The sequence below is a fragment of the Paraburkholderia kirstenboschensis genome (assembly GCF_032806925.1).
GTDB classification, from domain to species: Bacteria; Pseudomonadota; Gammaproteobacteria; order Burkholderiales; family Burkholderiaceae; genus Paraburkholderia; species Paraburkholderia kirstenboschensis.
On the sequence record NZ_CP136513.1, the window covers coordinates 83951 to 108529 of the forward strand.

The 24579-nt window shown below is 64.1% G+C and carries 25 protein-coding genes and 1 riboswitch; of the genes, 20 read left to right on the forward strand and 5 right to left on the reverse strand.

What is annotated here, in order from left to right:
- Positions 1–18: 18 nt before the first annotated feature.
- Positions 19–591, reverse strand: a complete 573-nt coding sequence (locus tag RW095_RS23040; protein WP_317021306.1) for a TMEM165/GDT1 family protein — start codon at positions 589–591, stop codon at positions 19–21.
- A gap of 7 nt (positions 592–598) precedes the next feature.
- A riboswitch (yybP-ykoY riboswitch) is annotated at positions 599–821 on the reverse strand.
- Positions 822–1077: 256 nt separating this feature from the next.
- Here RW095_RS23040 and RW095_RS23045 point away from each other — a divergent pair.
- The 19 genes from RW095_RS23045 to RW095_RS23135 are packed head-to-tail and all read left to right on the forward strand — an operon-like array spanning position 1078 to position 18615.
- Positions 1078–1284, forward strand: a complete 207-nt coding sequence (locus RW095_RS23045) for a hypothetical protein (protein ID WP_317021307.1) — start codon at positions 1078–1080, stop codon at positions 1282–1284.
- Positions 1285–1343: 59 nt separating this feature from the next.
- Complete coding sequence (locus RW095_RS23050) at positions 1344–2186, forward strand: beta-ketoacyl synthase chain length factor (RefSeq protein ID WP_317021308.1); 843 nt, start codon at positions 1344–1346, stop codon at positions 2184–2186.
- A complete protein-coding gene (locus RW095_RS23055; RefSeq protein ID WP_317021309.1) occupies positions 2170–2964 on the forward strand; it encodes a lysophospholipid acyltransferase family protein in 795 nt (264 codons plus the stop codon). Before RW095_RS23050 ends, RW095_RS23055 begins: the two co-directional genes overlap by 17 nt.
- A complete protein-coding gene (locus RW095_RS23060; RefSeq protein WP_020069033.1) occupies positions 2939–3238 on the forward strand; it encodes a phosphopantetheine-binding protein in 300 nt (99 codons plus the stop codon). Before RW095_RS23055 ends, RW095_RS23060 begins: the two co-directional genes overlap by 26 nt.
- A gap of 3 nt (positions 3239–3241) precedes the next feature.
- A complete protein-coding gene (locus tag RW095_RS23065) occupies positions 3242–3493 on the forward strand; it encodes an acyl carrier protein (RefSeq protein ID WP_128588974.1) in 252 nt (83 codons plus the stop codon).
- Positions 3493–4161, forward strand: a complete 669-nt coding sequence (locus RW095_RS23070) for a COG4648 family protein (protein ID WP_317021310.1) — start codon at positions 3493–3495, stop codon at positions 4159–4161. Before RW095_RS23065 ends, RW095_RS23070 begins: the two co-directional genes overlap by 1 nt.
- Positions 4158–5861: an AMP-binding protein gene (locus RW095_RS23075; RefSeq protein WP_317022648.1), complete on the forward strand. Its 1704-nt coding sequence runs from the start codon at positions 4158–4160 to the stop codon at positions 5859–5861. Before RW095_RS23070 ends, RW095_RS23075 begins: the two co-directional genes overlap by 4 nt.
- Positions 5861–7597 carry a glycosyltransferase family 2 protein gene (locus tag RW095_RS23080; protein ID WP_317021311.1) on the forward strand — a complete coding sequence of 579 codons (1737 nt, stop codon included), beginning with the start codon at positions 5861–5863 and terminating at the stop codon, positions 7595–7597. Before RW095_RS23075 ends, RW095_RS23080 begins: the two co-directional genes overlap by 1 nt.
- Positions 7584–9203: an HAL/PAL/TAL family ammonia-lyase gene (locus RW095_RS23085; RefSeq protein WP_317021312.1), complete on the forward strand. Its 1620-nt coding sequence runs from the start codon at positions 7584–7586 to the stop codon at positions 9201–9203. Before RW095_RS23080 ends, RW095_RS23085 begins: the two co-directional genes overlap by 14 nt.
- Entirely contained in the window at positions 9200–9640 is a 441-nt protein-coding gene (locus tag RW095_RS23090) for an acyl-CoA thioesterase (protein ID WP_317021313.1), read from the forward strand. Before RW095_RS23085 ends, RW095_RS23090 begins: the two co-directional genes overlap by 4 nt.
- Positions 9631–10311 (forward strand): LolA family protein, encoded by a 681-nt coding sequence (locus RW095_RS23095; RefSeq protein ID WP_317021314.1) that lies wholly within the window; start codon positions 9631–9633, stop codon positions 10309–10311. Before RW095_RS23090 ends, RW095_RS23095 begins: the two co-directional genes overlap by 10 nt.
- On the forward strand, positions 10311–12800 hold the full coding sequence (locus tag RW095_RS23100) for an MMPL family transporter (RefSeq protein ID WP_317021315.1): 2490 nt from the start codon (positions 10311–10313) through the stop codon (positions 12798–12800). The genes RW095_RS23095 and RW095_RS23100 overlap by 1 nt, the downstream gene beginning before the upstream one ends.
- Complete coding sequence (locus RW095_RS23105; protein ID WP_317021316.1) at positions 12797–13981, forward strand: beta-ketoacyl-[acyl-carrier-protein] synthase family protein; 1185 nt, start codon at positions 12797–12799, stop codon at positions 13979–13981. Before RW095_RS23100 ends, RW095_RS23105 begins: the two co-directional genes overlap by 4 nt.
- A gap of 6 nt (positions 13982–13987) precedes the next feature.
- Complete coding sequence (locus tag RW095_RS23110; protein ID WP_317021317.1) at positions 13988–14473, forward strand: hotdog family protein; 486 nt, start codon at positions 13988–13990, stop codon at positions 14471–14473.
- On the forward strand, positions 14470–15195 hold the full coding sequence (locus RW095_RS23115) for a 3-ketoacyl-ACP reductase FabG2 (protein WP_317021318.1): 726 nt from the start codon (positions 14470–14472) through the stop codon (positions 15193–15195). Before RW095_RS23110 ends, RW095_RS23115 begins: the two co-directional genes overlap by 4 nt.
- Positions 15195–16421 (forward strand): beta-ketoacyl-ACP synthase, encoded by a 1227-nt coding sequence (locus tag RW095_RS23120; RefSeq protein WP_317021319.1) that lies wholly within the window; start codon positions 15195–15197, stop codon positions 16419–16421. Before RW095_RS23115 ends, RW095_RS23120 begins: the two co-directional genes overlap by 1 nt.
- Complete coding sequence (locus tag RW095_RS23125) at positions 16418–17656, forward strand: beta-ketoacyl-[acyl-carrier-protein] synthase family protein (protein ID WP_317021320.1); 1239 nt, start codon at positions 16418–16420, stop codon at positions 17654–17656. The genes RW095_RS23120 and RW095_RS23125 overlap by 4 nt, the downstream gene beginning before the upstream one ends.
- A 34-nt stretch (positions 17657–17690) precedes the next feature.
- Positions 17691–18113 (forward strand): signal peptidase, encoded by a 423-nt coding sequence (locus RW095_RS23130; protein ID WP_317021321.1) that lies wholly within the window; start codon positions 17691–17693, stop codon positions 18111–18113.
- Between the two features lie 58 nt (positions 18114–18171).
- Positions 18172–18615: an excinuclease ABC subunit A gene (locus RW095_RS23135; RefSeq protein WP_317021322.1), complete on the forward strand. Its 444-nt coding sequence runs from the start codon at positions 18172–18174 to the stop codon at positions 18613–18615.
- Positions 18616–18631: 16 nt separating this feature from the next.
- Here RW095_RS23135 and RW095_RS23140 read toward each other — a convergent pair whose 3' ends face one another.
- Entirely contained in the window at positions 18632–19360 is a 729-nt protein-coding gene (locus RW095_RS23140) for a class I SAM-dependent methyltransferase (RefSeq protein WP_317021323.1), read from the reverse strand.
- A gap of 120 nt (positions 19361–19480) precedes the next feature.
- Between RW095_RS23140 and RW095_RS23145 the strand changes: the two genes are divergently transcribed.
- Entirely contained in the window at positions 19481–20734 is a 1254-nt protein-coding gene (locus tag RW095_RS23145; RefSeq protein WP_317022650.1) for an NAD(P)/FAD-dependent oxidoreductase, read from the forward strand.
- A gap of 120 nt (positions 20735–20854) precedes the next feature.
- Here RW095_RS23145 and guaD read toward each other — a convergent pair whose 3' ends face one another.
- The 3 genes from guaD to xdhC form a co-directional block, all read right to left on the reverse strand.
- Positions 20855–22219, reverse strand: coding sequence for a guanine deaminase (gene guaD / locus RW095_RS23150; protein WP_317021324.1), 1365 nt, complete (start codon positions 22217–22219; stop codon positions 20855–20857).
- 81 nt (positions 22220–22300) lie between these two features.
- Complete coding sequence (locus RW095_RS23155; protein ID WP_317021325.1) at positions 22301–23347, reverse strand: adenosine deaminase; 1047 nt, start codon at positions 23345–23347, stop codon at positions 22301–22303.
- Between the two features lie 68 nt (positions 23348–23415).
- Complete coding sequence (gene xdhC / locus RW095_RS23160) at positions 23416–24432, reverse strand: xanthine dehydrogenase accessory protein XdhC (RefSeq protein WP_317021326.1); 1017 nt, start codon at positions 24430–24432, stop codon at positions 23416–23418.
- Positions 24433–24579 lie beyond the last annotated feature (147 nt).

A 24579-nucleotide genomic window follows, 5' to 3' on the forward strand; every position in this document is an offset into this window, starting at 1 on the left:
CGGATCGCGCGGTCCGCTTCAGATTCCGATGCCGAACAACGCCATCGTCCCGAGAACGACGAACAACACGGCGGCGATGCCGTGCACGAGGCCGGTCGGCAGACGGTGAGCGAAACGGTCGCCGAGCAGGATCGCCGGCACGTTCGCGATCATCATGCCCAGCGTGGTGCCGGCCACCACGCCGAAGAAATCGTGAAAGCGCGCGGCCAGCGCCACAGTCGCGATCTGCGTCTTGTCGCCCATTTCCGCCAGGAAAAATGCCACCACAGTTGCGCCGAAGACGCCGAGGTGCGTACGGTTCGTGTTGGCCTCGTCATCGGCGAGCTTGTCGGGCACGAGAATCCACAAGCCCATGCCGATGAACGAGATGGCCAGCGCCCAACGCATCACGGTCGGCGTGAGCAGCGAGCCGAGCCACGCGCCTAGTGCGCCCGCGCCCGCGTGATTGACGAGTGTCGCGGCCAGCACGCCCAGGATAATCGGCGCCGGCTTGCGGTAACGCGCGGCAAGCACGAGCGACAGCAATTGCGTCTTATCACCGATTTCGGCGAGCGCGACCGCTCCGGTCGAAATGAGAAAAGCGTGGATCACGTTGTTTTGAATTCCCGGGCCGAGAAATGAACGAGCGACGACCCACGACACGCCGGGCCCAATTGCGGCGGGGTGTGGGTCATCGGTCTCGCCAGGCCCGAGGCTGCGGCTGCCATGGCCGTGACGGCCAGGTCTGTTGACAGGCGCCCCCGCGACGTTTGCGTTCTACGAGCCCGGCATGTTTGCCCGCCGAACGCGCCGCGGGGCGGCTACTCCCCAATGAGGGGCGGATTATAACAGGCGTGGCATCGCAGTCTGAGTGCCGCCCACGAGATGGCCGGCAAAATGAATGTATTGAACTGCAACAGGATTCGCCGAAAGTTTATTGAAAGTTTCAGGCGATTTTCAGCGTAAGTGGCGCCGCGCGAAACCGGAATCCGGCGAGAAAACGCACCGCCATAGGTATATTCCCAAGGCGTCCCCTGAAATGTCCGCAAAATCTAATATGGGTTGAACGGCACCGTGGCAATCGCGACACGGATACAGATGGATACGTCTTTTTTGGCTGATTTAAACGAGAATCTTCAGTATGATTCCGGCTCACTGCGGGAGCCGGAGCCGAACCACCAGGCCAATTTTCAGAGGCGCCTAAATAATCTGGCCGATGTGCCGTTAATTTCGGTGAACCTACAAAAAGACTGGATCGACCCGCGGCTGGAGTTTGCCGGCCCGCGCGGCGCGCATACGCTATGACGGCTGCGTGTTCCGTCAGGCGCTTCAACCTCTCCCTGCTTCTACGCGCGAACACCGATATGCCCGATCCGCACTGGACCATTCCGGTCGCTCGCTGGTCTAGCTGGCCTGCTGCCGCATCTGCCGCGCCCGACATCGGCTTTATCGAGCCGATCGTGCGGCGGCGTCTCAGCACTCTGTCCAGAGTCGCGCTGAAGGTTGCGCACGATTGTGTCGGCGCCGGCGAGGCCCGCGTCGTGTTCGCCTCGCGGCATGGGGAATTGCGCCGCACCACCGACATCCTCCGCGCGATCAGCTCCGGCGAGCCCGTCTCGCCGACCGCGTTCAGCCTCTCGGTGCTCAACGCAATGACAGGCGTGTTCGGCATTGCGCGCGGCGACCGCTCGGCGGCGAGCGCCATCTCCGCCGGTCCTGAAACCCTCGGCTACGCGCTCCTCGAGGCCTACGCGCAATACGCGACGCAGCCCGCGTCGCCGGTATTGCTCGTCTACGCGGACGAACCCGCAGATCCCGCATACGGCACCATCGAAGACGAAGTGCAGGGCGGCGCAATCGCGATTCTGCTGAGCAGCGAAGGCGCGTTGGGCGATCTGGTGTGCGCGCGATCCGCGGCTGTCGGCCCGGACACGGCGCACGCAGTCGGCCGGCGCGACGCCAGCCCGACGGCTGCAACGGCTGCAAGCACTGGAGCCGGTGCACCCGCTGCAAACAGAGTAGCGCCCGAACACAGCGCGGCAACAGATGCAAGCGGCGCGGCGCAACCGCGCGACGCCGCCGAACCCGAAACGCGCTTCGCCACGCAGAGCCAGGCGCTGCTGCACTGTCTCGAGACCGGCAAGCCGGCAGCCTGGCAAGGCGCCGGCGCCCTATGGCATTGGGGATGGCATGACCGCGCGGCTTGACTACGCCTGGCGACTTTTCGCCACCGGCATGGCTTTCGTGGTGTTCGGCATCTGCGGCGTGCTGTTTTCGGTGCTCGTGTTTCCGCTCGCGTGGCTGTGGCCGCATCGCGCGTCGCGACAGTTTGCGGTGACGGGCGTGATCCACTGGTTCTTCCGCGCGCTTGTCGCCGTATTGCAGCGGATCGGCGTGATGGAACTCGAAGTGTCGGGCGTGGACGCGTTGCGCGCGCGCAAGCCGTCCATCGTGGTGGCGAATCACCCCACGTACCTCGACGTGATGGTGCTGCTCTCGCTCACGCCGCATGCGTGCTGCGTCGTGAAAAATGCGCACTGGAGCAACCCGTGTTTCTGGGGCATCGTGCGCTCGGCGGAATACGTCAGCAATGTCGATCCCGCGGAACTGGTCGAAGCCGGCGCGAGGCAGCTAGCCGCAGGCTATACGATGATCATTTTTCCGGAAGGCACGCGCAGCCCCGCGCCGAACCGGTTGCATGCGTTTTCGCGCGGTTTCGCGCATATGGCGCTAAAGGTCGGCGCGCCGATCGTGCCTGTGCTGATGGATTGCGATCCGCCCGCGTTCACGAAGCAGATGCGCTGGTATCACGTACCCGCGCGAGCGTTCCGCATGCGCGTGAACGTGCTCGAACCATTGGGCGTCGACCAGCTCACGGCAGACGACACTACACCGGCTCTCGCTGCGCGCAGCGTGACGAGCGCCGTCGAAGCACACATTACTCAGCACCTGTTCGATTATGGATTCTTTAAAACTCGAAATTAAGCAGCTCCTCATCGAAGCGCTCGATCTGGAAGACCTGAGTCCCGCCGATATCGACGACGACGCGCCGTTGTTCGATACCGACGGCATCGGTCTCGATTCGATCGACGCACTCGAAATCGGCATCGTGCTGCGCAAACAATACCAATTGACCATTGCGGCAAACGACGAACGCACGCGTGAGCACTTCCGCTCGATCAGCACGCTGGCCGCGCTGGTCGAGAGCCAGCGCGAAGCGGCGCATGCTGCGAACGAAACCAACAGAAAAGGGGAATAAATCGTGTCCGAGGCAGAGATTCTTGAACGCATCCGCGCCATCTTCAAAGAGAACTTCGCAATCGAGCCCGAGCGCGTGACGCCCGACGCGCATCTGTTCGAAGAGCTCGACCTGGATAGCATCGACGCCGTCGATCTCGCGATCAAGCTGCAGGAAATGACCGGCCGCCGGATCAAGCCGGAAGAGTTCAAGTCGGTGCGCACGGTCGGCGACGTGATCGGTGCTGTCGAATCCCTGCTGGCGGCCCAAGGCTGATGCCGGCAGCGCGCTCGGGAACGCCGGAGACCGCGCCTGGAGCGTCCGCTTCCGGCGCGCCGTCCACCGGCGAGCGTCATTGGGTCAAGGCAGTCGTGCAAGTGCTGGTGAAGCTCGCCTATCCGGCGTTGATTCTCTGCGCATGGCGTTGGGACACGCCGCGTTATGTCGGCTGCATGCTGTTCGCGATCCTGTGGTTGCAGCGCTGGGCCGGCGGCGGTCCGGTCGCGACTTCGCTTCGCCGCCTTTCCGCAATCGACTGGACTGTGGTCGGTTTGCTGAGCTGCGCGTCGGCGGCTATCGTGTTGACCAACAGCGAGCTGCTGTTGCGCCTGTACCCATCGCTCGTCAATCTCGGTCTGCTGATCGCGTTCGGCGCGACGCTCGCGCGCGGGCCCTCGATGATCGAAAAATTCGCCCGCCTCGGCAATCCTGATCTGCCGCCGGGCGCAGTGCGCCACACGCGGCGCGTTACTCAGGTGTGGTGTGTATTTTTTCTGCTGAACGGTGCTTTCTCCGCTTATACCGCGCTCTACTGGAGCCGCGCGAACTGGTCGCTTTATAACGGCGTGATTGCCTATGTGCTGATCGGTGTTCTGCTGATCGCCGAGGTCATATGGCGCTACCTCGTGGTGCTGCCGCGCGCCGCGCGTTCGGAGGCGGCATGATCGCGTTGCACGACCTGTTGTCGACTCCGTTGAGTACAGCCGCGGCCGCAACGCCGGTATGCCGCGATAGCGGTTTGCTGCTCGATCGCGCCGCATTTCGCGCACGCGTTGCGACGCTGCTAGCGGCTGTGCAATCGCAAGCGGCGCAACGCTACGCATTGTGTATCGACGACCCCTTCGATTTCGCCTGCGCGTTGTTCGCGCTGTTCGCATGCGGCAAGGAGCCGGTGATTCCCGCGAACGCGACCCCCGGCTATCTCGCCGATCTCGCCGACGCCTACGATGTCGTGCTCACCGACGCCGCGCTGCCGCCACATGCGCAAGCCGATGCCGCCGCCCATGCGCCGGGCGCACACATCGACCCGCAAGCACCGCTCACGCTATATACGTCGGGCAGCAGCGGCCGGCCCAAGCCGATCCGCAAAACGCTCGCGCAGTTCAACGCCGAGGTGCATACGCTCGAAAAGCAGTGGGGCACGCTGGCCGGCGACGCGACGATGCTCGCGAGCGTGCCGCATCACCACATCTACGGTCTGCTGTTTCGCGTGATGTGGCCGCTGTCCGCCGGCCGCGCATTCGACCGTGAGATCAGCATCGAACCGCTGCATCTGCAAACGCAACTCGCGCAGTGCGGCGCGGCCGTGATCGTGTCGACGCCCGCGCAGTTGTCGCGCTGGCCCGCGCTGCCCGGCTTCACTGCATTGACGCCGGCACCGCGCGCCTTTTTCTCGTCAGGCGGTCCGCTCGCGCTCGAAGCCGCGCACGAATATGCGGCCGCCTATGGTGCCGCGCCGCTCGAGATCTATGGCAGCACTGAGACGGGCGGCATTGCGTGGCGCCGCCAGGATCAGACGGATGCATGGCAACCGGTGACCGGCATCGAAGTGCGTTGCGACGAAGACGGTGCGCTCAACGTGCGCTCGCCGCATCTGGACCATAGCGGCTGGCATCGCACCGACGACAAAATCGCATTCGACGCGCAAGGCCGCTTCCGTTTGCAAGGCCGCCTCGATCGTGTGATGAAGCTCGATGGCAAGCGCGTGTCGCTGCCGGAACTCGAAGCGCGACTCGCGCTGCATCCGTATGTCACGCAAGCGGCAATCGTGCCGCTCGAAGGCGGCGTGCGTGAGCGCGTCGGCGCTGTGGTCGCATTGACCGAAGCGGGTAATAAAGCGTTGCGCGTCGATGGCCGCGTGCTGCTCGCGAAAACCTTGCGACGACATCTCGCCGATTATTTTGACGTCGTCGTATTGCCGCGTCACTGGCGCTTTCGTCTTGCGTTGCCGTTCGACGCGCGCGGCAAGCTGCCGGTGTCGGCCGTCGCAGCGGCGTTCGAGCCGCGCGACGAAGGCGTCGAAGTGCTGGCTGAAGCGCGCGGTGCCGACATTGGAGAGACACTGCACTACGAGTTGCGCGTGCCTGCCACGCTCACGCATTTCGCCGGCCACTTTCCCGGCTTGCCGATTCTGCCGGGCGTGGTGCAGATCGATTGGGCGATGCGGCTTGCCGCCGAGCAACTGCCGTGCGTGCGCGGTTTTACGTCGATCGATCGATTGAAGTTCATGGCGCCGGTCGGCCCGGGCGCGGTGCTCAAGCTCACGCTCGCGCACGACCCCGCGCGTCAGCGCGTGCAGTTCGCGTACCGGGTGAACGAGCGCGAATGCGCGTCGGGCGTGATCGTTTATCGGGAGGGCGCGTGATGAGCTTCGCTCCTTGCATCGTGATCCCGATCTACAACCACAAGGACGCGATTCGCGCGACCGTCGCGCATCTCGCGGTGCACGGCTTGCCGATTTTCGTCGTCGACGACGGCAGCGACGAGGCAACCCAGCAGGTGCTCGCACAACTCGCTCGCGAGCACGCGGCGCAGCTCACGTTACTGCGCCTGCCCGTCAACGGCGGCAAAGGCGCGGCGGTGATGGCGGGGTTGCGCGCCGCGCGCGACGCCCACTACACGCACGCGTTGCAGATCGACGCCGACGGCCAGCACGACGCCACGGACGTGCCGCGCTTCATCGAAGCGGCGCGCATCGAACCCGGCGCTGTGATTCTCGGCCGCCCCGTCTACGACGAGAGCGTGCCGAAAGCGCGTCTCTACGGCCGTTATCTCACGCATGTGTGGGTGTGGATCGAAACGCTGTCGCTGACCATTCGCGATTCCATGTGCGGCTTCCGCCTGTATCCGCTTGCACTGGCTTGCGATCTGATCGATAGCGTGCCGCTGCCCACGCGGATGGACTTCGACATCGAGATTCTTGTGCGCCTCTATTGGCGCCGCGCCGCATTCCGCTCGATTCCCACGCGCGTCACCTACGCGAGCGACGGCGTTTCACATTTCGACGTGCTGTGGGACAACGTGCGTATCAGCCGCAGTCATACGCGGCTCGTGTGCGGCATGCTGGTGCGTCTGCCGATTCTGCTCGCGCACAAGTTCATGCCACGGCGTGCCACGCTCGCCGGTAAACAAAGCGCACAAAGCGGCGGCCCTCACGCGCAGGACTGGTGGCGCATTGCCGAACGCGGCAGTCATCTGGGCATGTCATTGCTCGCGCTCAGTTGCAAGCTGTTCGGCCGCCGCTTCACCGGGCTGTGGCTGCATCCGATCGTCGCTTATTTTCTGTTGACGGGACGTGCTGCACGCGAGGCGTCGGCGAATTACTTCAGGCGTCTGCGGGAGGCCGAACCGCGCGGCGATACGCCTCGTCCAGGCTGGCTCTCCGCGTATCGTCACATGCTGGCATTCGCGCAATCGGGCTTCGACAAGCTCGCCGCGTGGTCCGGGCGCGTCAACAATGCGGACGTCCAGTTGGAAGATCCTTCGGCGTTCGAAGCATTGGTCGCGAGCGGCAAGGGCGCGCTGGTTATCGGCGCGCATCTCGGCAATCTGGAGATGACGCGCGCGCTCGCCGCACAGGGCGCGTATGCGAAAGTCACGGCAGTCGTCTATACCGAACATGCGCGCCGTTTCAACAGCGTGCTGGCCTCCGCAAATAGCGAGTTCACGCGGCATCTTCTGGAAGTGGCGGACTTCGGGCCCGAAACTGCGATGATGATGCAGGAGCGCGTCGACGCGGGCGAGTTGCTGGTGATCGTCGGCGATCGTGTGCCTGCCCACGAAGCCGGTCGCACCACCGAGGCGCGTTTCCTCGGCGCGACTGCACCGTTCGCTCAGGGTCCATATGTGCTCGCGCATGCACTCGGCTGTCCGGTCTATCTGTTCTTCTGTCTGAAAGAACACGACGGTTATCGTCTTTATTTCGAGCCGTTCGCCGAGCGCATCGAATTGCCGCGCCGCGAACGCACGCAGCATCTCGCGGCCTGGGCGCAACGTTATGCAGTGCGTCTCGAACACTACTGTCGCAAGGCACCTTATCAATGGTTCAACTTCTTCGATTTCTGGGCTCGCCCCAAGCGAGGCGCGAATGGCCGAACATGACCTGATCGACGTGCCGGATGCGGGCGCGCATGCGGCTTCCAATGGCGATGGCGATGGCGACGCGGCGCACGTCGTGATCGGCGGGCGCAAGCTGAGCATCGAAGAAGTCGTAGCGATCGCTCAGCATCGCGCGCCGGTTGCGTTGAACGCGGACCCCGCGTGGCGTGCCCGTATTCAACGCGGCGCGGATTTTCTGCGCCGGCATCTTGCTGCGGGCGAGACGGTCTACGGCGTCAACACGGGTTACGGCGACGCCTGCGTGGTCGACGTGCCGATGGAACTCGTCGAAGCTTTGCCGCTGCAACTCACGCGTTATCACGGCTGCGGCATGGGCCAATATCTCGACGACGCACAGACGCTCGCCGTCATCGCCGCGCGTCTGAACTCGCTCGCCTATGGTTTTTCAGGCGTGCGCCCGGTATTGCTCGAGCGCCTCGCGGACCTCGTCAATCATCGCGTGTTGCCGCGCATTCCCGCCGAGGGTTCGGTCGGTGCGAGCGGCGATCTGACGCCGCTCTCGTATGTCGCCGCGGCGCTCGCGGGCGAACGGGAAGTCATGTTCGAAGGACGTCTGCGCGACGTGCGCGACGTATGGAGCGAACTCGGACAAACCCCGCTTACGCTCGCGCCGAAAGAAGGCCTCGCGCTAATGAACGGCACAGCGGTGATGACCGGCCTGGCATGTCTCGCGTTCGCTCGCGCCGATCATCTGACGCGGCTCACCGCGCGCCTGACCGCGCTTTGCACCGTCGCGCTCGACGGCCGCGCCGCGCATTTCGACGCAACGCTCTTCGAAGTGAAGCCGCACGCCGGCCAGGCGCAAGCAGCCGCATGGATCCGCCAGGATCTGGAAGGCCGCGACGATACGCCCGGCCACCGTTTGCAGGACCGTTATTCGATCCGCTGTGCGCCACATGTGATCGGCGTCGCGCGTGATGCGCTGAGCTGGGTGCGCCGCGACATCGAAAACGAATTGAACAGCGCGAACGACAACCCGCTGATCGACCCCGACAACGAGCGTGTACTGCACGGGGGCAACTTCTACGGCGGTCATATCGCATTCGCGATGGATTCGCTGAAGGTCGCCGTCGCCAATCTCGCCGATCTGATGGACCGGCAACTGGCGCTCCTCGTCGACGTGAATTTCAACAATGGCTTGCCGCGCAACCTGACCGGGGCCGCGCCCGCGCGCGCCGCGATCAATCACGGCTTCAAGGCCGTGCAGATTTCGTCGTCCGCGTGGACGGCCGAAGCGCTCAAGAACACGATGCCCGCAAGCGTATTCTCGCGCTCGACCGAGGCGCACAATCAGGACAAGGTCAGCATGGGCACCATCGCCTCGCGCGACTGTTTGCGCGTGCTGGAGTTGACCGAGCAGGTTGCCGCCGCGCATACGCTTGCAACGGTTCAGGCCGCGCGCCTGCGCTTGCGAATCGACAGCGCGACGCCGGTTCCCGCAGCGTTGCAAACGTTCATGGAAAGCGTCGGCGCGCAATCGCCTTTCGTCGACGAAGATCGCGCGCTCGAACACGATCTGCGCGCGCTGACTGCGCGCATCGCCGCATGCGGGTTGTTGCAAGACTATCGGGGAGGGCCGCAAGCATGAGCACGACGGAAAGCGCGACGCGCAAAGTACTGAGCGCGAGTGCGATAGTCGAGGTGCCGTTCCACGACGTGGATGCAATGAACGTGTGCTGGCACGGCCACTATCTGAAGTACTTCGAAATCGGCCGTGCGGCGCTGTTGCGCGCATTCGATTACGACTACCGTGAGATGCAGGCGTCCGGTTATCTGTGGCCCATCGTCGAAGCGCATCTCAAGTACGTTCGCCCGGCTACGTACGGTCAGAAGATCGACGTGCGCACCCAACTGCTCGAACACGAAAACCGCCTGAAAATAGGCTACGAAATTATCGACTGCGCATCGGGCGCGAGGCTCACCAAGGGTTATACGATCCAGGTGGCGGTCGATGCGGCCACGCAAGAGTTGCAGTTCGTGTCGCCGCCGGTGGTCTTCGAGAAACTGGAGCGGGTATGGCGATAGCGAATTCCGGCGCGCGGTTGTTGAGCGGGCTGCGTGCATGTGCGTTTTCGTTTGCGGTGGCGAGTGCGTTGAGCGCGCCGGCATGGCCGGCGTGTGCCGCGTCCACAGACGGCAGTCCCGCGCTGGTCTCGCAGATCGCATCGCATCTTGCCCAGGCCAAAGGCGTGCGTGCGCAGTTCACGCAAACGCAGACGCTCGCCGCAATGAAGCAGCCGCTCGTCAGTACCGGTTCCTTGCTGTTCCTGCGCGAGCGCGGCGTGATCTGGCATATCGACACGCCGTACAAAGCCACTTATGTCATTACCGATGCAGGCGTCGCCGAAATCAACGCCAACGGTCAGCGCGTCACGACGCACAGCGCGCAAGGCACGCGCGGCGTCGCGCAAGTTTCGAAGATGATGCGCGCGATGCTCGGCGGCGATCTGTCCGCGCTGTATTCGCAATTCGACGTGCAGGCCGAGGGCAGCGCCGCGCACTGGCGCATGCAGCTCACGCCGAACCAGCCGCAGCTCGCGCAGTCAATCAAGGGTTTGCAGATGAGCGGCGGCGATTTCCTGCAGAGCTTACGCATCTCGCTCGCGAGCGGCGATACGACGCAACTCGAGTTCAGCAAGAGCGAGGCGGTGAGCGAACCGGCCGCGGCCGAACGCAGTCTGCTCGGGGCGCCCTGATGGATGTGCTGCGACACGGGTCCGCGAAAAACGCGTGGGGCATGCGCGCCGCGTGGCTGCTGCTCGCGCTCGTCGCGGCGCTGTATTGCGGCTGGCGTTTTGCCGGGCCCTCGCCGTTGCAGACGAACCTGCTCGCGCTGTTGCCGGCGACTGAAGCAGATCCAGTCGCCGAGAAAGCAGTTGATACGCTCGCGAGCGCTCTTGGCGACCGCACGGTTTTTCTCGTCACCAGTCACGACGATGCACATGCGAAAGCGGCGGCGAAGCAACTCGGCGCGTCGCTGCAAAAAAGCGGGGCGTTTGCTTCGGTGACGGCGGAGTTGCCGCCATTCGATCTGTCGCAGATCGCGTCGCTGTATCTGCCGTATCGTTTCGGCTTGCTGACGCCTGCTGACCGCGCGGCGATCGCACGCAGTAAGGCACCCGACACCGCGTTGCGCGACGCGCTCGCCCAACGCATCTATAGTCCGTTGCGCGGCGGACTCACCACGTCGCTCGCCGACGATCCATTCGGCTGGCTCGAGCATTGGCTCGGCAATCTGCCGCTTGCGACATCGAATCTCGAACTGGAAGACGGATTGCTGGTGTCGCATCAAGATGGGCATCGAGCCAATGCGACGAGCGTGCTGATCGTGGCCACCTTGCCAGGCTCCGCTTACGAAACGAAAACGCAACACGCGGTGCTTGCGGCGCTGTCGCAAGGCGAAAGCGCGTTGAAGCAGGCATTCCCCGACGTGTCGGTCGCACGAACCGGCGCGGTGTTCTACGCCGAATCGGCGCGCAGTGCATCGGAACGCGAAGTGCATCTGATCGGCGTCGCGTCGCTCGTCGGCATTGCGCTGTTGATGATGTGGGTGTTCCGTTCGCCGCGTCTGCTCCTGCTCGGCTTCGTCTCGACCGCGCTCGGCATTGTCTGCGCGCTTGCGGTGACGCTGCTCGTATTCGGCAAGCTGCATCTGCTGACGCTCGTATTCGGCGCGAGCCTGATCGGCGAAGCGGTCGACTATTCGATCCAGTATTTCGTCGTCTATCTCGGCGCCGGGCGCGATTGGGACGCACGACGGGGCGCACGTGCGGTGCGTCCCGCGTTGAGCGTGGCGCTTGCCACGAGCCTGCTTGGTTACGCGATTCTCACTTGGGTGCCGTTTCCCGCGCTCAAGCAGATCGCGTGCTTTGCGATGGCGGGCATCGTGACGGCGTTCGCCTCGGTGATGTGGCTGTTGCCCGCGTTGCTGCCGCACGCGCCGAAGCGCAGCCCCCGGCGGCTTTTCGAGCGCTCGGCGCGTTTGTTGAGCGCATGGCATCGATTGATCGGCGGCAAGCGAGCGTGGATCGTCGCGGCGCTGTTGCTGATCGTCGCGATTCCCGGCTGGTTGCGTCTCACGAGCGACGACGATGTTCATCTGCTGATCCAGCGCGATCCGTCGCTCGTCGCGCAAGAGGACAAGGTGCGCGACGCGGTGGGCGTCGATAACAGCGCGCAGTTTTTCGTGGTGCGCGGCGAGACGCCTGAAGCCGTGTTGCAGCGGGCCGAAGCGCTAGGCGCAAAACTCGACGCACTTAGCGGCACGCCGAACGGGGTGGGCGGTTATCAATCGGTCGCGCAGTTCGTGCCGTCCGCGCAGCAGCAGAACAGCGACCGCGCGTTGCTCGCACAGAATGTGTTCCGCGACACGGCGGCGTCGCGCAGCACGCTGCTGCAAGCCGGCTTCAAGGACGAAGTCGCCGACGCGTGGATCGCAGCGGAAACAAAACTGCAAGCGAAACCGCAAGCGCTTCTGACCGTCGACCAGTGGCTTGCCGCGCCGTGGTCGCAGCCATATCGGCATCTGTGGCTCGGCCAGGTCGATGCGGCGACTAAAGCCTATGCCGCCGTCGTGATTCCGCAAGGCGTGACACCGCGCAACGCGGCCGCCTTGATCGCGACCGCGCGCGCGGTGCCAGGGGTGGCTTTCGTCGACAAGGCCGCGAGCGTGTCGAAGCTGTTCGGCGCGTATCGGGTGGACAGCGGCTGGTGGCTCGGCGGCGCGCTGACACTGGTGCTGATTCTGCTGATCGTGCGCTACGCCCGGCAGGAAGTTCACGCGGGCCACGCCGCAAAAGAAGCGCCGCTCGGACACCGCGTGCGCGGCGGCATCGCCGTAACGCTGCCCGTGCTGCTCGCAGTAGGCGTCACGCTGGCGGTATTCGGCTACGCACGTGTGCCGCTCAATCTGTTCAACTGGCTGGCGCTGATGCTCGTGCTCGGCGTCGGCGCAAACTACGCCGTATTTCTGCGTGAAGGATGCCTGCGCGCGGACGCGGATCTCGGCGCGGTATGGACGGGCGTGCTGCTTTCGGCGGCCACCACGCTGTTGTCGTTCGGCATGCTCGGCATGAGCGCAATGCCCGCGCTGAAGAGTTTCGGCGCGACGCTCGCGCTCGGCATTGCGGTCTCGGTGCTGCTCGCGCCGATCGGCATGCCATCGGAATCCAGGAGGATCGCATGAAAGCGCCACCAGTTTATTTGCACGCACTCGGCATGATCAACGCGCTCGGCGGCGACCTCGAAAGCATCGTGCCGGCACTCGCCGCGAACCACGCGCGAGGCATGGCGGCCGTGCATACGGGCATCGGCGACGCGTTTGTCGGCAGCGTCCTGACGCCGCTCGATCTCGCTCCGCCCGCCGATCTCACGCGCTACGACTGCCGCAATAATCGCTTGCTGCTCGCCGCGCTCGCGCAGATCTCGCCTGCCGTCGACGCGGCGCGCGAGCGCTACGGCGCGCATCGGATCGGCGTGGTGCTCGGCACCAGCACATCCGGTATCGAAGCGGCCGAAGCGGCGTTCGTCTATCAGGCACAAGCGGGAGACTTGCCGCCGAACTTCAACTACCGGCAGATGGAAATCGGCACGGCCGCGCCGTTCGCGGCGGCGGCACTCGGCCTGAAGGGTCCCGCGTTCACGATCTCGACGGCCTGCACGTCGAGCGCGAAAGCGTTCGCGTCGGCCCGGCGCCTGTTGCAATTGCAGATGTGCGATGCGGTGGTGGTGGGCGGTGTCGATTCATTGTGCGAACTGACGGTGCAAGGCTTTGCGTCGCTCGAATCGACCAGTGGCGCGCGCACCAATCCGATGAGCCGCAACCGTTGCGGCATCAATGTGGGCGAAGGCGCGGCCGTGTTTCTGATGAGCCGCGACGAAGCGGCGGTGCGCCTGGCGGGTGTCGGCGAATCGAGCGATGCGCATCATATTTCAGCGCCCGATCCGCAAGGCGCGGGTGGAGAAATGGCGCTGCGCGAAGCAATCGCGGATGCGGACATCGTGCCGTCGTCTATCGGTTATGTGAATCTGCACACCACGGCCACGCGCAAGAACGACGAGATGGAAGCGAACCTGATGTCGCGCGTGTTCCCTGACGGCGTCGCGACGAGCGGCACGAAACCGCTGACCGGCCATCAACTGGGTGCGGCGGGCGCGACCGAACTCGGCTTCGCCTGGCTCACGCTCGCACGCGACGACGTTGCTCTGCCACGCCATGTGTGGGACGGCGAAGCGGACCCCGCGCTGCCCGCGCTAAATCTCGTCGAAAGCGAACAGTTTTTGCCGCGCGGCGAGGGCGCTCAATACGTGATGAGCAACTCGTTTGCGTTCGGCGGCAGCAACGTCAGTCTGATTCTTGCACGGTGAGGCGCGATGAACTCGACACGAAGCATTGACGAACTGCTGCGGCAACCTATCGAAGCGATCATCCCGCATCGCGGCACCATGCTGCTGATCGACGCCGTCACCGCGTTCGACGAAGAGACGCTGAGCGCGCGCGTAAGCGTGCATGCCGATGCATGGTATGCGGACGCGCAAGGCGGGATGCCTGCGTGGATCGGCATCGAATTGATGGCGCAGTCGATCGCCGCGCACGTCGCGTTGCTCGCCATGCGTGGCGGCGGCCGCGCGCGGCCCGGCGTGCTGCTCGGTTCGCGCAGCTACAAGGCGCTGCAACCGTCGTTCGCGGGCGGCGCGCGATTGCTGATTCGCGCAACGGAACTGCTGCGCAGCGACGAAGGCCACGGCGCATACGAATGCACGATTCATCATGACGACGTGTGTTGCGCGGAGGCGGTGATCAAGGTATTCCAGCCGTCCAATTTTCAGTCATTCATTGAAGGGAGTTTCAGTTCATGAGCCGGCGTGTTCTCGTTACCGGCGCAAGCCGCGGCATTGGCCGCGCGATTGCGTACCAGTTGGCCGCCGACGGCTTCGCAGTGTCCGTGCACTGCCGCACGGGGCGCGCTGAAGCCGAGGCAGTGGCGACGGGCATCGCCGCACAGGGCGGCACTGCGCGCGTGCTGCAATTCGACGTGCGCGAGCGCGCGGTGTGCCGCGATGTGCTTGAAACCGATGTCGCGGCGAACGGTCCGTACTACGGCATCGTGTGCAGCGCCGGCGTGACGCGCGACGCCGCGTTCCCCGCGCTCACCGAAGAAGACTGGGACGTCGTCATCGAAACCGGTCTCGACTCGTTCTATAACGTCGTTCATCCGCTGACCATGCCGATGGTGCGTGCCCGCAACGGCGGGCGCATCGTCACTATCGCGTCCGTATCCGGCGTGATGGGCAATCGCGGCCAGGTCAACTACAGCGCGGCAAAGGCGGGCCTGATCGGCGCGACCAAGGCGCTCGCGGTGGAACTCGCGACGCGCAACATCACCGTCAACTGCGTGGCGCCCGGTCTCATTGAAACCGGCATGCTCGACGAGATGCCGCTCGAACACGCATTGAAGACGGTGCCGATGAACCGCGTCGGCCAGCCTGCCGAGGTAGCGTCCGTGGTCAGCTTCCTGATGTCGGATGCGGCCTCGTATGTGACTCGCCAGGTGATCGGCGTCAACGGCGGGATGGTCTGATGAAGCGAGTCGTCATTACCGGCATGGGCGGCGTCACGGCGCTCGGCGACAGCTGGGACGCAATCGAAGCGCGTCTGAAAAGCGGCGTGAACGCGGTGCGGCGCATGCCCGAGTGGGACTACTTCGAATCGTTGCATACGCGGCTCGCATGTCCGTTGCCGCAGTTCGTCACGCCCGCGCATTATCCGCGCAAGAAGACGCGTTCGATGGGCCCCGTGTCGATGTATTCGGTGCGGGCAAGCGAACTCGCGCTCGCGGATGCGGGCCTCGCCGACGACGCGAGCATCAAGGACGGCCGCATGGGCGTCGCGTACGGCTCGTCGTCCGGTTCGGTGCAGCCGATCCGCGCGTTCGGCACGATGCTCGAAACCGGCTCGATGAGCGACGTCACGTCGAACAGTTACGTGCAGATGATGCCGCACACGGCGGCCGTCAACGTCAGTCTGTTCTGGGATCTGAAAGGGCGGATCATTCCCACCTCGTGCGCATGCGCGTCGGGCAGCCAGGCGATCGGCTACGCGTATGAAGCGATTCAGACCGGCAAGCAGACGCTGATGCTGGCGGGCGGCGCGGAAGAATTGTCGGGTCCGGCCGTCGCCGTATTCGATACGTTGTACGCAACCAGCACGCGCAACGACGAGCCTCATCTGACGCCGCGTCCTTTCGATGCCGCGCGCGACGGCCTCGTGGTCGGCGAAGGCGCCGCCACGCTCGTGCTCGAGGAATACGAGCATGCGGTGGCGCGCGGTGCGCGGATCCACGCGGAGATTGTGGGCTTCGGCTGCAACTCGGACGGCGCGCATATGACGCAGCCCACTGCCGAAACCATGGCGCTTGCGATGCAGCTCGCGCTGAAAGACGCAGCGCTTGCGCCTGAAGCGATCGAATATGTGAACGCGCATGGCACGTCGACGGATCGCGGCGATGTCGCGGAGAGCCACGCCACCGCGCAGACATTCGGCGAGCGCATGCCGATCAGTTCGCTCAAGAGCTATGTGGGCCACACGCTGGGCGCGTGCGGCGCGCTCGAAGCCTGGTGGACCATCGAGATGATGAAGCGCAACTGGTACGCGCCCACGCTGAATCTGCATGACGTGGACCCGGCCTGTGCGCCGCTCGATTACATCGTCGGCTCGGGACGCGAGATCGACGCGGAACTGGTGATGAGCAACAACTTCGCGTTCGGCGGGATCAACACGTCGCTTATTTTCAGGCGCGTTCGATGAGCGTGGCGTTGCAACGCGTGGTCGTCACCGGCATGGGCATCGTGTCGTGCCTCGGCAATTCGCTCGACGAAGTGTCGGCTGCATTGCGCGCGGGTAAATCGCGTATCGAACGAATCGAAGCATGGCGTGAGCGCGGCTTTGCGTCGCAAGTCGCGGGCGTTGCGTCGGTCGCGAACGAAGCGCCTTTCGAGCGCAAGCTTGAGCGCTTCATGGGCGATACCGCGCGCTTTGCTTGCCATGCCGCGCGCAAGGCCATCGACGATGCCGGGCTCGACGCCGCCATGCTGCGCTCGCCGCTTGCCGGCACCGTGATCGGCTCGGGCGTCGGCACGATGTCGAGCTACGACACGGCGATGAGCATTGCGAACACGCGCGGCGTCGATAAAGTGCCGCCTTACACGGTGCCGCATGCAATGAGCAGCACTGCGTCGGCGAACGTCGCGCAGGTGTTCGGGCTCGAAGGCGTTAGCTATTCACCGTCGTCGGCATGCACGACTTCCGCGCTTGCGATCGGGCAGGCGATGCAACTGATTCAGACCGGCCGCCAGCAGATCGTGCTCGCGGGCGGTAGCGAGTCGCTGCACGACAACATGACGCTGATGTTCGACGCGATGGGCGCGTTGTCACGCCGCTTCAACGACACGCCCGAGCGCGCGTCGCGCCCTTACGATACGGCGCGCGACGGTTTCGTGATCGCGTCGGGCGGCGGCGTGCTCGTGCTTGAAGCGCTGGACCACGCATTGGCGCGGGGCGCGCGCATCTACACGGAACTCACGGGGTTCGGCGATTGCACGGACGCAGGCATGGTCACTCCGCGCGCGGCAGGCATCGCACGCGCCATGCGCGGCGCGCTGGACGAAGCGGGCAAGCGTCCGGACTACATCAACACACATGCGCCTTCCACGCCGCTTGGCGACGTCGAAGAACTGCATGCGTTGACGCAAGTGTTTGGCGCCGCATCGGAGCGCAGTGTGCCCGCGTTTTCGTCGACCAAGGGCATGACCGGGCATCCGCTTGGCGCATGCGGCGCACACGAGTCGATCTATACGTTGCTGATGATGCGCGACGGGTTTATCGCAGGCACCACGGGGATAGATTCAGTAGAGCCGGAGATCGACGGCATGCCGCTCGTGCGTGAGACGCGAGACGCGCGCATCGGCACGGCGATGTCGGTGTCATTCGGCTTCGGCGGAAGTTGCGCGAGCTTGATGTTCGAGGCATGGCAAGGCGGCTGACACGGTCGCGATTTTAAAAACGAGGGCAATAAAAATGAAAAGAACAGTGGTGCTGGGCGCATTGACGATTGCAGCCGCGACGCTGACGGGATGTGCGACACAGGTGAAGTCGCTGCCGCTCGCGGCCGCGGGCGGTGAATCGCGCGGCGGCGTTCCCGTGTATTTCGGTGAGCAAAGCCATCCGGCCGTGAAGCGCGGGTTGGGCGACGTGTCGTACTCGGTGCGCATCGCGCGCAAGGTGGCGGGCCCCGACGACGCATGCCGCGAGGCGCTCGCCGAAGCGATCGGCAAGCTTCGCGCGGCGGCGCGCGAGCGCAATGCGAATGCGGTGATCGACGTGACGACGCGCTTTCACAGCAGTGAAAGCAATTCGTCCAGCGAGTTCACTTGCGGCGTGAGCCCGAGTGCCGCCGCGATCGCGATCAGCGGCCGGCTCGCTGTGCTCGAGGCGAACTGATTTGCAGGGCAGTGGATGCGGGAATCGAAAAACTCACAACAACCACGAAGGAGTATCAATGAAAGGTCATCTGATATTTGTCACACTCGCCGCTTCATTTGCGATGCTGAGCGCCGCACCGGCTTTTGCGCGGGACACGGTCAATATGTATCCGATCAACGAAGCGTTGCATAGCGAGCCGGGCAAGGTCGGCGACGACATCCCGCTGTATTTCGCGGGCCAGCGGCATCCGGCCGTCGTCAAAACGATCGGCGAATATGCGACGAACAAGAAGACCAACGCGTTCGGCAAGAGTGATGAGGCGGCATGCCAGCATGTGTTCCTGTCGGCGGTGATCGAGTTGCAGGATCGCGCGCGCAAGGAAGGCGGCAACGCGGTGATCAACATCAAGAGCAACTACAAGAACGAAGTGCGCGAAAGCGCGACTGAGTTCACGTGCGGCGCGGGTGCTGTGATTGCGGGCGTCGCGCTGAAGGGCGATGTGGTCACGCTGCGCAAGTAACGCAGCCTGGGCCGACTCAGGCGGTCTTCACCGCCGCGACATTGACGAGCGTCTCACGGCGCTTGCCGGGTTGCGGACGGTAAAGGCCGAGCCGTTCGAGCAGACCGAAATCTTTCGCGCGGCTCCACCAGAGATACGGCAGGGAGACGTTGCGTTCGGTGAAGCTGAAGCCGCCGCGACGAATCATGTCGAGATAGCCGTCCGCGCTTTTTTGCACGTGCATTGGATGGCGAAACAGCAGCCGGATCACCCACGACCTGATGTACGCGTCGGTGGATTCGGCGAACAGCAGCACGCCGCCAGGCTTCAACACGCGGCGGAACTCGGCGAGCGCGCGGTCCTGCTCGACGAGATGATGGAAAGTCTGATGACAGAACACGATGTCTGCGCTCGCATCGGGCAGCGGCAGCGCCGCACAGTCGCCGCGCAGCAACTCGATGTCGGCGACCTTGTCGCGGCAGGCGTTGGCCGCATTGGCGGCGAGCGCGAGCGACGGTTCATGATAGTCGATGCCGACGATGCGGCGCGGCTCGAACGCATCGGCAAGCAGGCGAAACGAAATGCCTTGTCCGCAGCCTACGTCGACGATGACGGGCGCTGCGGGCAACGGCGTATCGATCAGGCGCTTGAGGTCGTTGATCGCGACGCGCAACACATGGTGTTCCCATGTGTGGGTACGCAGGAACCAGATTCCAAATGCCGTTTCCGGCACGAAAGGCACGCTGGATGGTTGAGACGGCGACACGCTGGACTCCCCGGTGAAATATTTATTGCTGTTAGAGATGCAATGTAACAGGACGTAAGGATGCAGCGTAATGCTGCATCGGGCAAGCAAACGATTGAGGCAAACTTGAGTACACATGACATGAAGCACACGGCGCAGCACACTGCGGTCGACGTCGCGATCATCGGCGCCGGTCCGGCCGGTGCAGTCGCGGCCGCGTTGCTGCGCAAATCGGGCCGCTCGGTGCTCGTGCTGGAGCGCCAGCACTTTCCGCGTTTTTCGATTGGCGAAAGCCTGTTGCCGCAAAGCATGGCTTATCTGGAAGAAGCCGGCATGCTGCAAGCGGTTATCGAGGCCGGGTTCCAGTACAAGAACGGCGCGCAGTTCGTGTATCGCGGCCAGTCGTCGTCGTTCGACTTCCGCGACAAGCACACGGCGGGATGGGGCACGACGTATCAGGTCGAACGCGCGGTGTTCGACGAGATTCTGATTCGCTGCGCAGCGGAGCAGGGCGCGGACGTGCGCTTCGGGCATACGGTGCAGGCCGTCCATACGGGCGAGGGCACGGACGCCGCGCCGCGCGTCGACGTGATCGACGAGGCCGGTCATGCGTATCAGGTCGAAGCGCGTTTCATATTCGATGCAAGCGGCTTTGGCCGCGTGCTGCCGCGTCTGCTGAACCTGGAGGCGCCCACGCGCATGCCCACGCGCGCCGCGCTCTTTTCGCATGTGTACGACGGCCTGCCGCCGGGCGTCCACGACCGCAACAAGATTTGCGTGGCAACGCATCCCGAGCGCCGCGACGTGTGGTTCTGGATGATTCCGCTTGCGGGCGGACGGTCGTCGGTGGGTTGCGTCGCCGAGTCGAGTTTCCTCGACGTACCCGCAACGGAGCGCGAGCCGAAATTGCGCGCGCTGATCCAGAAGGAGCCGACGTTTAACCGGCTGATCGGCGACGCGCCGTTCCTGTTGCCTGTGCGGCATATTGGCGGCTATTCGGCGAACGTCGAGCGTCTGCACGGACCGGGTTATGCGCTGCTCGGCAACGCGGGCGAGTTTCTCGACCCGGTGTTCTCGTCGGGCGTGACGATCGCACTACGCTCGGCGCATCTGGCGGTGCAGACCTTGAACCGTCAACTGGACGGCGAGCAGGTCGACTGGTCCGCGAATTACGACGTGCCCTTGCGCAAGGGCATCGATACGTTCCGCGCGTTTGTCGAGCGCTGGTACACGGGCGAATTGCAGGACATCATTTTCTATCCCGACCAGACGCCGTCGATCCGCCGCATGATCAGCGCGGTGCTGGCAGGCTATGCGTGGGACGAATCGAATCCGTATGTCGCCGATCCGGTGCGCAGGCTCAATGCTTTGCATGAGGTTTGCACGCAGCGCTGAGTCCTCGCACGCGGGGCATGCACTGCATGCGGAAACTGAAACGGCGCTTCCTTGTCATGCAAGGAAGCGCCGTTTTCATTCAAAAGCGGCGACATACATCCGGCCACGTTCCAGCGGCGATCAGGCCGCGAACCGGGCGACGCGCGGCGCGTGCTGCCGCACGTCGTCGCGGCGATGCACGCGCTTGCCGGCCGCATACGTTTCATACACCGCGCGATCGTCGCCGAGCAGCGCGAAGGCGAACAGCAACTCTTCGAGCGATTCCGTGCGCGCGGTGCGGCGCGCGAGCAGCGGCGTTGCTCGAGGATCGAGCACGACGAAGTCCGCTTCCGACTTCGGCTTGAGCGTGCCCACCTTGTCTGCGAGATCGAGTGCTTCGGCCGCGCCCGCTGTCGCGAGATAGAACATGCGCGTGGCCGTCAGATGATGGCCCGTCAAACGCGCGACCTTGTGCGCTTCATTCATTGTTTGCAGCATCGAGAATGACGTGCCGCCGCCGACGTCGGTGGCGAGCGCAATCGGCATGCGGGCTTCATCGGCCTTGTCGAAATCGAACAGACCGCTGCCGAGGAACAGGTTCGACGTCGGGCAATGTGACGCGACCGCGCCGGTTTCAGCCATGCGTTGCCGGTCTTGCGCGTCGAGATGAATGCAATGCCCATATACCGCCCGGCGGCGTAGCAGACCGTAGTGGTCGTAGATATCCAGATAGCTGCGGTGACCGGGGAAGAGACTGTTGACCCATTTCACTTCGTCGGTGTTTTCGGCGACGTGGCTCTGGATGAACACATCCGCATGCTCGCCCGCCAGCACGCCGCAAGCTTCCAGTTGCGCTTCGGTCGAGGTCGGCGCGAAACGCGGCGTGAGCGCGTACATCTGACGGCCGCGATTGTGCCAGCGGCCGATCAGCTCGGAGCTGTCGTCATAACCGGATTGCGCAGTGTCGCGCAGGAACTCCGGACAGTTGCGGTCCATCAGCACCTTGCCTGCCACCATGCGCAGATCGCGCGCCTCGCTTTCGGCAAAGAGCGCGTCGGCCGACTCCTTGTGCACCGTGCAGTACACAAGCGCGGTGGTCGTGCCGCAAGACAGCAGTTCTTCGAGGAAGAAGCTTGCCGTATCGCGTGCATAAGCCTGATCGGTGAAACGGCGCTCGGTCGGAAACGTGTACGTATCGAGCCACGGCAACAGGCCCGGCGCAGGCGACGCGATCATGTCCGTCTGCGGATAATGAATGTGCGTGTCGATGAAGCCCGGCACGATCAGTTTGTCGCGCATGTCCTGAACCGGCGTGCCCGGCGCGAGTTGCGGCGCGAGCGCCGCATACGCGCCCGCCGCGACGACATGGCCGTCTTCGACGATCAGCAGGCCGTCCTCATTGAAGATCGCCGCATCGGGCGAGCGCGACGGATCGCCGTTGAATGTGAGCAATTGCGCGCGGAATGCCGATTGGGCCGGGTTAGCCGTTGTAGCCGGGTGAGTCATGAGAAAACCGTCTCCGAATGTGAAAAGCTGTGCAGCGTGGAAGGCGGTGTTGCGATGCCCGCGCTGCAATACGTCGGCCCTTTAATGCGGGCCGCTTTGATTCCAATGCGCGTCGAGCTTCGCGATCAATTCCGCGCGTTCTTGAGGCGTAACGAACGACGCTTCCAAACCGTTGCGGATGATCGTGTAGACCTCGGCATCGTCGAGTTTCAATGCGTCGATGGTCGCCGCATAGTTGGCGTTCACATAGCCGCCGAAATACGCCGGATCGTCGGAATTCACCGTGACGGCGACGCCGTGATCGAGCAGGTCCTTCAGCGTGTGTTTTGTCATGTCGTCGAATACGCAGAGCTTGAGGTTCGACAGCGGACACACCGTCAACGCCACGCGCGTGTCCGCAAGACGCGCGACGAGCGCCGGGTCTTCGATGCTTCGCACACCGTGGTCGACGCGGTCTACCTTGAGCAGATCGAGCGCTTCATAGATATACGAAGGCGGTCCTTCCTCGCCCGCATGCGCGACGAGCTTCAGGCCGAGCGCACGCGCTTTCGCGAAGACACGTTCGAACTTCGACGGCGGATGGCCGCGCTCCGACGAATCGAGCCCCACGCCGATCAGGCGGTGCTGGTACTGCTCGAACAGCGGCCGCGCTTCTTCGAACGTTGCAAGCGCGTCTTCTTCCGACAGGTGACGCAGAAAGCACAGAATCAGCTTGCTCGACATGCCGCGCTTTTCCGCGTCGGCAAGCGCGCGCTCGATGCCGGCCACCACCGTCGCGATGGGCACGCCGCGCTCGGTGTGCGTCTGCGGATCGAAGAAGATCTCGCTATGAATCACATTGTCGGCGAGGCAGCGCTCGACATACGCCATCGTCATGTCGTAGAAATCCTGCTCGTGCAGCAGCACGCTCGCGCCGGCGTAATAAATGTCGAGAAACGATTGCAGATCGGTGAATGCATAGGCTTCGCGCAGTGCTTCGATCGAGTCGTAGGCGAGCTTCACGCCGTTGCGCTCGGCAAGCGCGAAAATCAGTTCAGGTTCGAGCGAGCCTTCGATGTGAATATGCAGCTCGGCCTTCGGTGCGAGCATGGCCTTTTCGATGAGGGACGTAGCGGTTGTTGTATTCATGGTCGGTCAGGAGTTCATTGGTGTCGTTGTGCGCCGGATGCGTGAGCGTGATGTCGATTCGCCGTTCGTCAAACCGTCTGCGCCACGCGATGCAGGCCCGCGTTCGCTTCGACAGCTTGCAGCAGTTGCGCGGCCGCGGAAATCGCAATGATCTCCGGCGACTTGTCGACGATGCCATCCACGCCGAGCGGGCACTTCATCCGCGCAATCCGCGAAGGATCGATGCCGCGCGCGGCAAGCCGGTGTTCGAACTGCTTGCGCTTGCTGTGCGAGCCGATCATGCCGAAGAACGCAAAATCGCCGCGCCGCAGAATGCGCTCGGCCAGTTCGAGGTCGCGCGTATGGTTGTGCGTCATGACGATGAAGTACGTGTTTGGCGCGGCCGTGTCGACGGCTTCGTCAGGCGCGTCGTTCGCGTCGATCTTCACGTTTTGGGCGTGCAGCGATTCAACTGGCGGAAACTGCGCATCGCGTTCGTCGACCCAGCGTACCGTGCAAGGTAGCGTGGCGAGCACGCGAACCAGAGCGGCGCCCACGTGCCCCGCGCCAAACAGCACGACCGGGAAATCGCCTGGCGCAATAGTCTCGGTGAGCAGCGCGCCGCTGTCGTCGAAACCGGCGCCGTCCCACAGCAGGCAGTCGGCGGCATCGACGCCCGGCTCGGGGTCGGACAGCATCACCGCATCCGGTGCGGGGCCGAATGATACGCTACGCACCGTCGATTGACCCGCCGCCACGCGCTTCGCAAGCGACGTGATCCAGCCGAGATCGCCGATGTCGAGCCGTTCGAACGCGAGTATCACCGCGCCGCCGCAGCATTGCCCGAGACTAGGCCCGAGCGCGAAACGCTCGAGCCGGCGCATATGCGGCGAGCGCATGCCGTCGCGCAACACCTGGCGCGCGGTCTCGATCGCTTTCCATTCGAGGTGTCCGCCGCCGATCGTATGTTTCGCCGAATCGCGCGTGACGATCATCTTGGTGCCTGCCTCGCGGGGCGCCGAACCTTCGACGCGCGCGACCGTCACCAGCACGGCGGCGTCGCCGTGCGCGAGCAGTTGTTGCAGGTCAGGTAGCCATGCTTGCATCCGACGAATCTCCGTACAGTGCCGCTCGGGGTTTCCATGCGGCCGGTTGAGCTTGGCGCGAGGCGATCGTGTCGCGCCGGGCGTGGATGTGAGTCACTTGCGTTCGCTGCGCTTCGCCCGGATGTGCGCTTCGGTTGTCTGTTTCGC